The following is a 13,378-nucleotide window of genomic DNA, read 5'->3' on the forward strand; positions in this document are numbered from 1 at the left end:
AAATCCGAATATGTCCTGGAGGGATCGGATGCTCACTTTGTTTACGTATGAAAACCGTCTGCCGGACCGCGCAAAGATTGAACAGCTTATCATTAAAGGGCGTGAGTATACCTACATAACCGCGACTAAAGCACTATCTGCCGAACGGGAACGTAACGGATTAATAAAGGAAGAACAACGGTTCACGAACGATAAGGGCGAAGCAAAGAAGATGGCGTTGTTTGCTGACGTCATAAGGGCATGGACGAAGCAAGGATTTGCATTATCTTCCCGGGGAGAAGAGAAGACGATGTTGTACCGGGCGATGAATGAGATATCCAAAGGCGATCCTCATCTTCGCGATTTGCTGCGCCATGACTTTTCCTCGTGGATTCGCATCCTGTACAGTCTCGCTGCGGAAGGCATCGACCTTCGAAAAAAACCGCTCCCTCAGCCGAAACGGGATCTGCTTGTGAATCCAGTCATCGAAATGCACTTAAAGGCCATTCAGGCTTCGTTTTACGATAACTTGGAAAATGTAAAAAAACGGCTGTTCGAAGCCGCTGCGCACGATTACTTGGCAGTTCGTGCGGCACCGACTGAACTGGTCGTTATGGAAGGTTTCACTTATTTGACTGAACTACAGCGATGGTTTATAGAGCAGTGCGATAATCAAGGAAAGGAAGTCGTATTCCTCGTTCCTTATCGGGAACAGCAGCGGCAGGCGTACCAGGTTATTGAGGAAACGTACCGTTTTATAGGGAAACGTCGTTATTCCATCGACACGCCTCCAATCAGCGAAAAAGATGATATTGCGCATGTTCAGCGCCATATGCTGCAGTTCGGAAAACCTACGCTGTTTGCTGAACCAGTTGCAAACGTAACGCTGATGCAGTATCCGAATCGCGACCGCGAACTGCAAGGGTGTATCGTGCAGTTGAAACATTGGTTCGACAGCGGCGAATACGAGCCAAAAGACGTTGCAGTCGTCATGAGGCGTTCGAAAGAGTTCGTCGACCGTCTTCGGGATTACATGACGATGAATCCACTTACGTATGTGGATCGAACCAGCGGGCAGAAGAGAGAAGTGGAATTGGTTTCGAATCCGAGACTACTGCTGCTTACGCCTGTAGGACGGTTCATTCTCAACCTTTATCAAATTTGGCAGGACGATAAACTTTTTCTTCAAGCAGACTCTCTTGAGACGATATTGTCATCAGGATGGTTGGGCGCGGCCGTTCAGGACTCGACACCAGCGTTTCGCGCAATGAAATTCCAGTACTTCACGGCATGCCAGACCAGGGAAGACTGGATGGCTGTTTTGCGCCGGTTGGAGCGGAATTGCGAGGAAGAGACAGTGTTCCGACTTCCCGTGCAACTGGCGGACACGGAGACGATCCGCAAATGGACCGAAGTTGTCGCACTGCTAGATTCGGTATGCTCTCGTCTGTTCTGTCAAGGAGAGAGATCTGTTGCAAGACATATCCAGATATTGCAGGAAGAATTGAATAAAATGCTGCCGAACGACCTTCGCAAGGCGGAGCGGGAAGTGTTGGAGCTAATTCAGTCGGTATTTCGGGACTTGAGCGGGTATTTCTCGATTCCGCTCACGACGGAAGAGTTCGGTGACGCGATAAATGCTTTGACTCGGGTTCCGAACGAGAATGACGAAAGCGAAGAGGAAGTGGACGACGTTCAAGCAAACCCGGCTTTACTGCGTATCGTCACGCCGGAAACGATGGACGGCATGTCTTATAAAGCGGTTGTGTACGTCGGATGTGACAATGTGCATGTGCCGGTGCTTTATCCGGAACCGTGGCCATTCTATATCGATGGAAGGGAGAAACACTTAGCGACAGAGCGGTATATGTTTCTGACGGTCGTTCGTGCCTCAGAGGAAAGGCTGGTGCTCAGTTACGCGCAGAAGGACGGAGACCGCTCCTTCCAGCCCAGTTCATATATGCAGGAAGTTGAACTGTTGCTCGGTACGAAAAGAACAGTCCAAGGCATCTTGGACACGCTTGATTTAAGCCGGGCTCACGGCGGAGTGAAAGAAGTAAAAGTGCGGACCGCCAAACGAAAGTTTTATGACTTGAACGAATTGGCACATTACGGTCTATGTCCGCTCCGTTATAGGCTGGAACTTCTACACCCAGAGGCCAGGATGTATCGCAGCGAATGGCAGTTGGAGATATATGCTCAGGCCACCTGGCTAAACCGGATATACGGGCTGCTGGAATTGTCGGGAAGAACACCGCCGCAAACGAGCAGCGTGGAATTTTACCAACATATGCTCGGTCTCATGGAGACGTCTAAAGCTGATGTTCTCAATTTGTTTCCGGCTTTCAGCCCAATCACGTGGCACGCAATTGAACTGCAGGTCAAAGGTCAACTCGCATTTTTCAGCAAAGTGCGTTACCGGTATTTTCGTCATATCGTCAAAGGCGCTAGAGAGTCCTTCCGGGTGATGGTCGACGACGGACATGAAGAGCGAACGGTAAGAGTTAACATAGACGTTCCGTTTATGGTCAAAACCGCACTTTTCGATATTCCAGTTCTAGGGGATATTCAGACAGGAGAATGGCTCCTACCCGGTGAAAAGGAAAACGAGAATTTACCTGAAGCCGTTACGGAAGAGGTCGAGATTGACGGCGTCCGACTTTTCCGCAGCCAATATCAGGCCGTTTCGTGGTGGAGAAATTCAATAAACGCTTACTTCGCCGTGGAGAAAAAGCAGAAAGCGACCGACAACCGTTATACGAGCATGCTGGATAGGCATTTTGCGAGTATGCCGGAGCGAATCGGCCACTTCGTAAGGAGTATCGAGCAAAACAAATTTCCCAAACATGCCGGAGATCATTGCACGTCTTGTCCGGTTCGGTTGGAATGTTTGGGTATCACCGATCAACAGGGAGAGGTGTGACGGTATGAGAATTGAGCGCGGCGGGGTACGATTGTCACGCGAGCAAGCCGATATCGTTGACAGCGTTATGCAACCGGACTCGATCACGGTTGTTTCCGCAGGTGCAGGTTCTGGAAAAACACGTACCATGGTGGCGTCCGTCCTGCATCTGGTCAATGAGGAGAAAGTCAACATCGATGATTTCGCACTAATTACTTTTACAAATAAAGCAACCGATGAAATGCGGGAACGATTGGAGAGTGGGGTTCGTGAGCGGATTCGGGATGCGGAGCAAGCCGGCGACTGGGACCAGCGTGTTCGCTGGTTCGAACAGAAGGAGCGTATCGCCTCGACGTTTATAGGTACGATTCACCGCTTTTGTGCCATGCTGCTGCGCAATTTCGGATATACGGAACTTATCGCTCACGAATCCGAGATCTTGATGGCGCGCCATCATTTCTTGACTGCACTTAAAGTCACGATGAACGAAGCGTTGGACGACCCGCTGACTGCCGGGTTGTTTAACACGGAGCATGTCCTTTGGGCTCCCCACGTGATGGCTGAAAAGTTGGAGGGCTGGTATGAACATATCCGGAGGCGTGGACGTTCGATAACAGAAGTGGTTGCTGAAACATTGCGGCAAAATGAAAACGACGAAGACCAGGCTTACCGAAACGCCGTAGCATGCATGCTGGAAAAACTCGATCGGCATTATGGGAATCTGAAGCGCGAGAAAGGCGGCGTCGACACGAACGATCTGCTGCACAAATGTGCGGCGCTCGTCGAGCAATACAAGGATCAAATTGGCCCCTTGGTTGCATCGCGATTCCGTTATTTGTTTGTGGATGAATTCCAGGATACTGATGAACTTCAGATGAACATCATCCAGTCTTTGTCGCCCTGGCTTACACACGTGCTGGTGGTGGGCGACCGCAAACAGGCGATCTATGGGTTCCGCGGCGCCGATCATTCGGTTATACGCAAAATCTCGGAAAAGAACAATACAACTCCTCTTTCACTGAGCGCATCCCGTCGTCCGACTGAGCCTTTGCATTCGGTACAATCGGCTTTATTTGATGACATGGGGCGGCGATACGAGTTTTTGCAAGAAAAATTAACCAAAGCGGATGATGCGCATGTGCCGAATGATACTCTTGTCCCGTTCCATTATGAGCATATTGAGATTTACAAGGAGCGTGAACAACCCATTGCAGAGCGGACGATACATAAGATCCGAGAGTTTCTCGATCAACGGATCCATGACCGGCACCAGGGAATGCGCCCGGTAAAGTACCAAGACATTTGTGTTCTGTTCCGTTCCAATTACCAAATGCAAAGTTTTTACTCTCGGTTTCCATCCGATATTCCCGTCGTAACGGACACGGGTGGTGGCTTTTTTCGTAAACCGGAAATAGTGGCATGCTATCATATGCTACAGGCGATATTAAAGTATCCCGACGACGTGTCCCTCGATTTGGCGCTTGGTACCCCGTTCCTTCCGTTTATCACTCCAAGTTCAATATACCGGAGTGATGGGACAAATCTAGTTCTTAGGGATTGGTTCGAAGAGGAAGAGGATTGCTCGGAATGGTTAGAGGGAATTCGGAATGTACGCAAAAGGATGAAGGTTGATCTCGTACCACAGTTGCTGACCTATATGTACGAATTCACCAGGGCACGGGAATATTACGGGAAGCAGGGCAATTTACAGGCAGTGGCTAATCTGGAGAAGTTGGTGATGTGGTCCCGTGAATTGATGGATTCGGAAGCTCTGACGTTGCAACAGTTTTTCGATCGGTTCCAGTTGGCCTTGCTATCCGGAATGGAGATGGACGAAGCGGATACAGGAGACGAAGAAAGTAAGCCTAATGCGGTTCGATTCTCAACTGTTCATTCCGCCAAGGGTTTAGAGTACCCGATTGTTATCATTCCCGATATTGGTCGCAGATTGCTCAGTGACGACCAGATGCCTACCTTCTTCGAAATTCCCGGATGGGGACTCGATCTTGAACTGCCAGGAGGGCACGGTCGCTCCTCGAAATTTGATAATTGGACTGCTCAATATCGCCATAATTTACTCGAAGAAGAGGCTCGCACCTTTTATGTAGCCGTTACTCGCGCGGAACATGTCGTTTGTTTAATCGGGCATGGATCATACAAAGCGAACCCAATCGGAAGTGAGAACTGGTCGTGGAAAGATGAGGTATTGATGGCAAAGTCAACTCTACAAACACTTGGTAAGAAATTCGTATACTTTTCTTGAATATTAGGCAGATCCGATGGATCTGCCTAATAAAAATTCGCCTTACTTGCCCCTCATCGAACAATTTTCTGTTAATATCTGCCCCTATCCCCGCTTCTTCATCGTTTTCTCGACAAATAAAAACCCCTGTGAGTGCTTCTCAACAGGGGCTTGCCGATGCTTTCGGACAACTCTAAAATATCATAAAATTTGATATAAGGCAAGACATTTAAGTTATATACCATCCTCGCAAGAAAGTTAGATGCCGCAGGCATTATTTCTTAATGAGGGGGCGCAAGCAGATCACCTTTATGGAAAAAGCTTTGAGATGCAAGCTTAGCCAAACTGCGGTATAATGGTAAGATAATATACAAATCTGAAATCATCCGAGCGTAACAGCATGAATGGCTCCAGGAGAGGTTCTAGCGACACCCTCTATAAAAAACTAAGGGAACGATATCCTTAGGATATCGTTTTTTTCATGGTTCCTAAGAAGAGAGTTGTTCTTGAATCTCTATGCTCCGCTCGCGCCGGGTGCCGATATACAAGAGAGGGGATAATAGGATGAAGAAGGAAAAAGCCATCGTCGTTTTTAGCGGCGGTCAAGATAGCACCACCTGCCTGTTCTGGGCGTTGGAGCGCTTCAACGTAGTAGAGGTGGTTACGTTCAATTACGGCCAGCGTCACAAGTTAGAGCTCGAATGTGCGGCCAGTATTGCCAAGGAGCAGAACATTAAGCATCATGTGCTCGATATGTCACTACTGGGCCAGTTGGCTCCGAACGCGTTAACGAGGGATGAGATTGCCATTGAAGAGAAGGAAGGGCAACTGCCGACGACATTTGTGGACGGGCGTAACTTGCTATTTATATCCTTTGCTGCTGTTCTAGCGAAGCAGGTCGGCGCAAAACATATTGTAACCGGGGTATGCGAGACAGATTTCAGCGGCTATCCGGATTGCAGGGATATATTCATTAAGTCTTTGAATGTGACGTTGAATTTATCAATGGATTATCAGTTCGTTATCGATACGCCATTGATGTGGCTCACGAAGGCAGATACCTGGGAACTGGCCGATAAACTTGGGGCATTTGATTATGTGCGGAATAAATCACTTACTTGCTATAATGGTGTAATCGCCGACGGCTGCGGCGAGTGTCCGGCATGCCGCTTGCGAGCGAACGGATTGCAGGAGTATATGTCCAGGAAAAGTGGGGCGCAGTAATAATGATCCATCAAACCTATCCTACCGTTGCACACAACTTTCGGTTCGAATTGAACAAGGATTTCCAGTTCGCGGCAGCTCACTATATCCCGAGCGAAAGCGCTGGAAAATGCAGCCGAGTACATGGTCATACGTATTATGCCAACGTGACGATTGTCGGTGATGAACTGGATGGATCCGGCTTCTTGGTAAATTTTTCAACGATAAAGAAATTGATTAGTGACCGTTTCGACCATTCCTTGCTGAACGATCATAATGACTTTTTTAGTGATGAGAACGAAGCGCGTTTCCCGACGACTGAGGTTGTCGCCAGAACAATGTGCGAAATTATCCAAGCCTATTTGGATAAAACGCCGAATAAGCCGATATGTGCGCAAATTTTCTTGCGGGAGACGCCGACAAGCTACGTGGTGTACCGCCCGTTATCGGGAGGTAAACGATGAGAACAGCACGTATACCAGTGATGGAAGTATTCGGCCCGACAGTTCAAGGTGAGGGCATGGTCATCGGTCAAAAAACCATGTTCGTACGCACAGCAGGTTGCGATTACTCATGCTCCTGGTGTGATTCCGCCTTTACATGGGACGGGACCGGGAAGCAGGACATTCGTATGCTCACCGCCGAGGATATTGCAGCCGAGCTCTTGAGGCTTGGAGGGGAAGCCTTCTCCCATGTTACGATTTCGGGGGGCAATCCTGCACTAATCGGAGGTATGCACGAACTGATCGATCTGCTCCATGACAAGGGTATGAAGGTAGCCTTAGAGACACAGGGCAGCCGCTGGCAGGACTGGTTTCTGTCCATCGACGAGTTGACACTATCGCCGAAGCCACCAAGCTCGGGCATGAGCATGAACTGGGATGTGTTGGACAGCATCGTGGAGAAACTGACCGAAGCGGGGCGGAGCTTCAGCTTGAAAGTTGTCGTGTTCGATGAACTGGATTTGCAGTATGCAGGGAAGGTGCATCGGAAATACCCGGCGTGCGTGCTTTATGTACAAATAGGGAATGATAACCTAACAGAAAGTGACCCTACGGTATTGTTGAAACACCTTGTGAAGCGGTATGAATGGTTGGTTGACGCCGTAATGGAATCTACGGAGTTGAATGCCGTTCGAGTGCTTCCGCAGCTCCATACGTGGATCTGGGGGAATAAACGCGGGGTGTGATCGGAGAAAGAGATATTCGTGGTAGCATGAATGATACAGAGAGAATACTTACCAATAAAAAGATCATTATTCTTTTTTGATCCGATCCGGAATGTTCTAGTATCAAGATACTTTGATCGAAAGGGTCATGACCCTTTTTATAGCCAGACCGCACCTCTACTCAAGATTTTTTCGAACGATGCCAAATAACTTTAACATGTTCATGAATACGGTACATGTAAAGTAAAGTTTTTCGCTGGTCAGGAATAAATTATTCCATTATTGACCAATTCCCAAAAAGCTCCCGTTCACCCGGGAGCTTTCTTTTCTACATATAAAGCCTCGCCACATGAACCGAAGTGATTGTCTTCGCAATCTCCTCAACCAAACAATGACGTTGTCTCACAAAATCTCCCACAGGTACATTTCATTCGTGAAAAACCAGCCGCGTACTACGATATCATGATTTAATTCGGATCGCACCAGCCGTTTTGTTGGGCGTAGGCGACTTGCATCATGTCCCGCTCGGCTTGCTTGTTTGTTAATGATGTCTTCAGCTTTTGCCCAAAACCCCATTTACAAAACATTTTAACCCGGATAACAAAGCTCGAACATTTCGGATGTACATTGGAGATGTGAGAACGATCCCATCTGAGATCGATCCCACATTCAAGAGGAAAGGATACGATCGACGATGCTGATCGATAAGATGCAAACCTTATCGCCGCTCGATACGAGTACGCATATTAGCAGCAAGTTCGAGCTCTTGCGGCCGAAGTCCAAGCTGCACATTGAATTTTCGTATTCCCCGAAGCTGCTTGAGGACGGGGAGCTCACGAGGGAGTATGTGGCGGCCTGCATCGACCGTTACTTCGAACCTGAGCAAAGAACTGCGGCGCGGCGACATTTGGAGCGCGAGACGAAGCTTTCGAATTTATTGACCTTATCCGTGGATGCGCCGGACGGCTACCGAGGTGCATGCCATCGGCACGACCAGAACCAACTGCTATTCCTATCCGCAGAGGAAGCTTCACCAGGCCTGATGAAAGGGCCAATCGGAGCGGGTGAATGGACCGTTACGGTCAGCGTTCATTCCGTCGTGACGGAAAGCTGCACATACCGGCTCCGGGTGTGGGCGGACGAGGAGGATGCCGAATGAAATGGCTGGCTTGCGAGCTTCACACCCATACGATCCATAGTGACGGCAAACAAACGCTGCTCGAGCTTGCTGCGGCAGCGAAGCGGCTCGGCTTCGAATGTATCGCTTTGACCGACCATAACACGATGTCGGGCTTGCAGAGGAAAGAGGACATCGAGAGGGAAACGGGGATCGCCATACTTCCGGGGATGGAGTGGACGACCTTTTACGGACATATGGTCACCGTCGGCTTGGACGCGTTCGTCGATTGGCGGAAAGCGGAGCCGGATGCGATTCATGCCAATGTTACGGAGGTGCACAAACAAGGAGGCGTCGCCGGTTTGGCTCATCCGTTCCGGATCGGTACGCCCATCTGTACGGGATGCTTCTGGGAATTCAACATCCGCGACTGGAACGATTTCGATTATATCGAGGTGTGGTCGACGACCTTCGCGCCGGTGAAGCAGGATAACCTGCGGGCCTTCGCGTTATGGACGCATCTTCTGAACGATGGCGTGCGCATCGCGGCAACCTCCGGGCGAGATTGGCATCGTCAAGAGGAGACGGAGGACCCCTTGTCCGTCACCTATCTTGGGCTGAAGGAAGAGGATGCTTCCATACAGGAAGCGGCGGTGAACGCCTTGAGAGAGGGCCGGGTTGCCGTCACGATCGGCCCGCTCGTCACGATGAAGGTGCTCGGCGAAGCGAGCGGAGCAACTTACGAGCTTGGTGCCGCGGTTCCTGCAGGCCATCCCGATGACAATGAGCGCTATACTGCTCATGTGAACGTCTCGTTTTCCGCCCGGAAAGGATTGTGGCAGCTTCCAGACCAGTCATTCCGGCTCGTTGTTAACAGCAGCGAAGGATGCCTTGCCGAGTTGCACCTTGGAGCGGAGGACAAGCACTACGAAATCGGGCTTAGTTCAAGCGAGAAGCGCCCGGTTTGGATCAGAGCCGAGCTTTGGGGCATCGTACGCGGCGTACGCACGTTGATCGCTTTTACGAACGCCATTTATTTTGACCGGGAGGTAGCCATATGAATGAATTCCCGCTTATTACCGCGCATACGGGCTGCATGGGAACGCCCGATAATTCCATGGCGTCCGGACGCGCCGCGTTGGCGCTTGGCGTCGATATTATCGAAGACGATATACGGTCGACCCAAGACGGAATACTCGTCCTTAGCCATGACGACGAAATCCGAACGGCGAGCGGAGAGACGGCAAGCCTCTCCGGCATGACTTATCAGGAGCTGCGAGAGATTGCCGAAACGCCGGTTGTCGCTCTGGAGGAACTGTTGGCGCTTGTGAAAGGCTCCGATACGATGATCAATCTGGATATGAAAACGGACGATGCGCTCGAGCCGGTTTCCCGGCTGATTCAACGGACCGATATAGCGGATCGCGTATTTATGACCGGCTGCTTTTATGAGCGTGCACTCAAGGCGAAGAGCGTTGTGCCAGGAATGCGGAAGCTGCTCAACGTGAATGTTCAGCATTTTCGAACGATGGCGTACGAGGAAGCGGTGAGGGAGTCGTGCAAAGAAGCGCTCGATGCCGGGTGCTTCGGCCTGAATGTGCCGTACCAAGTTTTAAACGGCAGAATGATGGAAATCGCCGAAGACGCCGGGCTACCCGTGTATGTCTGGACTATCGATGAAGCGGAGGAAATGAGGCGCTGCGCGGAGCTTGGCGTACGTTCGATTACGACGCGGGCCGTCGATATGCTTCAGGTCGTGAAGGCAAATTGGAAATAGGGAGTTCAGTCGGTAAATGGGATATAACATCAACGAGATCGCGGCTCTGGCCGGCGTGTCCAGATCGACCGCATCACGCGTCATATCCGGGAACGGGTATGCAAGCCCCGAAGTTCGGGAGCGCGTCATGAAGATTATAGAACAATTGCAATACAAGCCTAGCGCCGTAGCGCGGGCAATGGTGTCGCAGCGAACCCATAACATCGGCGTCATCGTCTTTCGCGAGACGCTGCCGATCGTCTCTCATCCGCTGTACAGCAAGCTGATCGACGCCGTCCTCATGCAAGCCGAAGCGAAAGGCTACTCGATATTTCTAAAGACGGACCGCGAAATGTCGCTCCGTTCGACCGATTATTTGCTCGAGCAGCGGGTGGACGGTCTCATTCTGATCAGCCGCTTGCGCAAAAACGTCATCGATTACGTGAAAAAGTTTAACGTGCCGTACCTGATGGTCAACGGATCGACGGACGATCCGGAGGTCATTCATCTCGTCAGCGACGACGAGGAGGGAGGGGCGAAGGCGGCTTCCCATCTGTACGGGCTGGGCCACCGGCATTTTCTCGTGATCGCGGGACCTCAGGAGCATCGCAGCCATAACCTTCGCTTGGAAGGGTTCAAACGCGGTTTGGAGCAGCTTGGAGGAGCCGAGACGCTGGATATCGTCTCATCCCGGGATTCGACGTTCGAGCAGGGATACGCGCTGATGAAGGAGCATATCGACTGGTTTTCCGGAGAAAGAATCGGCGCTTTGGTGGCCACGAACGACATGCTGGCGCTTGGGGCGATGAAGGCGCTGCTGGAGCATGCGATTGCCGTTCCGGGACAAGCCTCCGTCTTGGGCTTCGACAATATCGATTACGCGGCGATGTACACGCCGGGGCTGACGTCGGTGCAAATCGATACGGCGAGCATGGGCAGGGACGCGGTCGATTTGCTCGATAGGCTGATCCGCAAGGAACAGGATGTGCCTAAGCTGAACATATACCCGAGCGAGCTGATCGTGAGGCAGTCTACGTATCGATCAACCTAAAACGGCTCGCCGTTGATGACGAAAGGAGAAACGAATCGTAATGTGGTATTTCCGTGCGGTCGGCATTCGCAGAATCGTCGAGTTTGTTTTATTGACCGTATTTGCCGTTTTTTTCGCCGGGCCGTTGCTGAATCTTGCCGTTCTGGCGTTTAGCGGCCAGTGGTCTTATCCCGATGCTTTGCCGCACCAATGGTCGCTGAAATGGTGGAGCTTCGTCCTGAGCAAAGAGGATATCGCCTCGTCCATCGGCCTGTCTTTTGTCATTGCCGCTTGCGTGACCGCCTTGTCGATCGTGCTTTGCATACCCGCGGCATACGCTTTTGCCCGAATCCGGTTTCCGTTCAAAAAAGTGTTCCTGTTTTCGTTTCTACTGACGCACGCTTTTCCCAAGATGGGGCTGTACGTCGCCATTGCCGTTCTGTTCTACCGGCTCGGTCTGATGAACACGCTGCTCGGCGTCGTGCTGATCCATATGATCAACGTTCTGATGTTCATGACCTGGATCCCGACGGCGGCTTTCCGCAACGTGCACGCCGCGCAGGAAGAATCCGCGAGAGACGTCGGCGCTTCACCGTTCCGCGTCTTCCGCAGCATTACGCTGCCGATGGCGATGCCAGGAATTCTCGTCGCCTCTGTCTTCACGTTCCTTAATTCGCTGGACGAGGCGCAAGGTACGTTCCTTGTCGGCATACCGGATTTCAAAACGATGCCGGTCGTCATGTATTCGATCGTTTCGGATTTTCCCGCCAGCGCGGGGGCCGTATTCTCGATTATTTTGACGCTGCCGACCCTGATTCTGCTTCTTGCGGCGCAGCGATTGGTGAGCGCGGATGTGCTCGCGAGCGGATTTCAAGTCAAGTAAACCGAATAAACCCGATCGGAGGTTAAAACAGAAGCATGCAACTTTCCATACGCAATCTTTCCAAACGATACAAAACGGGCGAAGGCGTAACCGGGATCAACCTGGATGTCGCCAAAGGCGAGCTTGTGACGCTGCTCGGCCCTTCGGGCTGCGGCAAAACGACGGTGCTGCGAAGCATCGGCGGATTTCTGGAACCGGACTCCGGAGATATCTTGATCGAAGGACAAAGCGTCGTAAAGCTTCCCCCGGAGAAACGGCCGACTTCGATGGTGTTTCAAAGCTACAATTTATGGCCGCATATGTCCGTCTATGACAATCTGGCATTCGGCCTTCACATACGCAAGATGCCCAAAGCGGAAATACGCGAGGCGGTAGCCGGCGCGCTTCGCTTGGTGAGGCTGCCCGGGGCGGAGAAGAAGCTTCCGACCCAGCTTTCGGGAGGACAGCAGCAGCGCGTTGCGCTTGCGCGGTCGCTCCTACTGAAGCCGGCGGTGCTGCTGCTCGACGAGCCGTTCTCCGCGCTCGACGCGAAGCTGAGGCATGAGATGCGGGAGGAGTTGCGAGAAATTCAGTCGCAGACAGGGCTAACGATGGTTTTCGTCACCCATGACCAGGAAGAAGCGCTTGCGCTGTCCGACCGGATCGTCGTCATGAACCACGGTCATATCGAGCAGGTCGGCAACCCGCGGTATATTTACGACGAGCCGGAAACGCTGTATGTGGCCGAATTTATCGGCAAAATGAATTTTATGGAGGGGGTGGCCGGGCAAAACGTCATTCGGGCGGGACAAGCCGATTTCCCGAATCCCAGAGGATTAACCGGCAAAGTCATGGTCGCGGCAAGACCCGAGGACGTATTGATCTTTTCCGAGCAGAAGAGCGGGAAAGGGCTGCAAGGAGTCATTAAGCACATGATGGTGCTTGGGCATTATGCGGAAGTTTCGATCGAACTGGAGGATGCCTTCACCGTCCGCAGCTTCCAACCGAAGGAAGCGGTCCGCGAATTGTCCGTCGGACAGCAAGTACGAGTCGACTATTCCAAAACGTTAGCTTATCCATGCGCTTGATCAAAAAAGAGATATTCGGGAGGAAGAGAAC

The 13,378-nt window shown here is 51.4% G+C and carries 11 protein-coding genes and 1 riboswitch; all 11 genes read left to right on the forward strand.

Going from position 1 to position 13,378, the window contains the following annotated elements; all coding sequences use genetic code 11:
- The first annotated feature begins 28 nt into the window (after positions 1 to 28).
- Entirely contained in the window at positions 29 to 2,902 is a 2,874-nt protein-coding gene (locus AC0LWM_RS13710) for a PD-(D/E)XK nuclease family protein (RefSeq protein WP_474675513.1), read from the forward strand.
- 4 nt (positions 2,903 to 2,906) lie between these two features.
- Complete coding sequence (locus tag AC0LWM_RS13715; protein WP_474675514.1) at positions 2,907 to 5,144, forward strand: UvrD-helicase domain-containing protein; 2,238 nt, start codon at positions 2,907 to 2,909, stop codon at positions 5,142 to 5,144.
- Positions 5,145 to 5,533: 389 nt separating this feature from the next.
- A riboswitch (PreQ1 riboswitch) is annotated at positions 5,534 to 5,578 on the forward strand.
- Between the two features lie 109 nt (positions 5,579 to 5,687).
- On the forward strand, positions 5,688 to 6,347 hold the full coding sequence (gene queC / locus AC0LWM_RS13720; protein WP_474675515.1) for a 7-cyano-7-deazaguanine synthase QueC: 660 nt from the start codon (positions 5,688 to 5,690) through the stop codon (positions 6,345 to 6,347).
- A 2-nt stretch (positions 6,348 to 6,349) separates the two neighbouring features.
- Complete coding sequence (gene queD / locus AC0LWM_RS13725; RefSeq protein ID WP_474675654.1) at positions 6,350 to 6,790, forward strand: 6-carboxytetrahydropterin synthase QueD; 441 nt, start codon at positions 6,350 to 6,352, stop codon at positions 6,788 to 6,790.
- Positions 6,787 to 7,515 carry a 7-carboxy-7-deazaguanine synthase QueE gene (gene queE, locus AC0LWM_RS13730; RefSeq protein ID WP_474675516.1) on the forward strand — a complete coding sequence of 243 codons (729 nt, stop codon included), beginning with the start codon at positions 6,787 to 6,789 and terminating at the stop codon, positions 7,513 to 7,515. The genes queD and queE overlap by 4 nt, the downstream gene beginning before the upstream one ends.
- Before the next feature lie 673 nt (positions 7,516 to 8,188).
- Positions 8,189 to 8,653, forward strand: a complete 465-nt coding sequence (locus AC0LWM_RS13735) for a hypothetical protein (protein WP_474675517.1) — start codon at positions 8,189 to 8,191, stop codon at positions 8,651 to 8,653.
- Positions 8,650 to 9,672 carry a CehA/McbA family metallohydrolase gene (locus AC0LWM_RS13740; protein WP_474675518.1) on the forward strand — a complete coding sequence of 341 codons (1,023 nt, stop codon included), beginning with the start codon at positions 8,650 to 8,652 and terminating at the stop codon, positions 9,670 to 9,672. Before AC0LWM_RS13735 ends, AC0LWM_RS13740 begins: the two co-directional genes overlap by 4 nt.
- Complete coding sequence (locus AC0LWM_RS13745; protein WP_474675519.1) at positions 9,669 to 10,388, forward strand: glycerophosphodiester phosphodiesterase; 720 nt, start codon at positions 9,669 to 9,671, stop codon at positions 10,386 to 10,388. Before AC0LWM_RS13740 ends, AC0LWM_RS13745 begins: the two co-directional genes overlap by 4 nt.
- Positions 10,389 to 10,404: 16 nt before the next feature.
- Positions 10,405 to 11,418 carry a LacI family DNA-binding transcriptional regulator gene (locus AC0LWM_RS13750; protein ID WP_474675520.1) on the forward strand — a complete coding sequence of 338 codons (1,014 nt, stop codon included), beginning with the start codon at positions 10,405 to 10,407 and terminating at the stop codon, positions 11,416 to 11,418.
- 40 nt (positions 11,419 to 11,458) lie between these two features.
- Entirely contained in the window at positions 11,459 to 12,280 is an 822-nt protein-coding gene (locus tag AC0LWM_RS13755; protein ID WP_474675521.1) for an ABC transporter permease, read from the forward strand.
- Positions 12,281 to 12,315: 35 nt separating this feature from the next.
- Positions 12,316 to 13,347: an ABC transporter ATP-binding protein gene (locus AC0LWM_RS13760; protein ID WP_474675522.1), complete on the forward strand. Its 1,032-nt coding sequence runs from the start codon at positions 12,316 to 12,318 to the stop codon at positions 13,345 to 13,347.
- Positions 13,348 to 13,378 lie beyond the last annotated feature (31 nt).

The sequence above is a fragment of the Paenibacillus sp. sgz302148 genome (assembly GCF_056120465.1).

Bases quoted from the DNA above. Each gene is read 5' to 3' on its own strand.
- AC0LWM_RS13740 (WP_474675518.1), top strand. From the start codon at position 8,650: ATGAAATGGCTGGCTTGCGAGCTTCACACCCATACGATCCATAGTGAC.
- queE (WP_474675516.1), top strand. From the start codon at position 6,787: ATGAGAACAGCACGTATACCAGTGATGGAAGTATTCGGCCCGACAGTT.
- AC0LWM_RS13760 (WP_474675522.1), top strand. From the start codon at position 12,316: ATGCAACTTTCCATACGCAATCTTTCCAAACGATACAAAACGGGCGAA.
- AC0LWM_RS13750 (WP_474675520.1), top strand. From the start codon at position 10,405: ATGGGATATAACATCAACGAGATCGCGGCTCTGGCCGGCGTGTCCAGA.
- queC (WP_474675515.1), top strand. From the start codon at position 5,688: ATGAAGAAGGAAAAAGCCATCGTCGTTTTTAGCGGCGGTCAAGATAGC.
- AC0LWM_RS13755 (WP_474675521.1), top strand. From the start codon at position 11,459: ATGTGGTATTTCCGTGCGGTCGGCATTCGCAGAATCGTCGAGTTTGTT.
- AC0LWM_RS13735 (WP_474675517.1), top strand. From the start codon at position 8,189: ATGCTGATCGATAAGATGCAAACCTTATCGCCGCTCGATACGAGTACG.
- AC0LWM_RS13710 (WP_474675513.1), top strand. From the start codon at position 29: ATGCTCACTTTGTTTACGTATGAAAACCGTCTGCCGGACCGCGCAAAG.
- AC0LWM_RS13745 (WP_474675519.1), top strand. From the start codon at position 9,669: ATGAATGAATTCCCGCTTATTACCGCGCATACGGGCTGCATGGGAACG.
- AC0LWM_RS13715 (WP_474675514.1), top strand. From the start codon at position 2,907: ATGAGAATTGAGCGCGGCGGGGTACGATTGTCACGCGAGCAAGCCGAT.
- queD (WP_474675654.1), top strand. From the start codon at position 6,350: ATGATCCATCAAACCTATCCTACCGTTGCACACAACTTTCGGTTCGAA.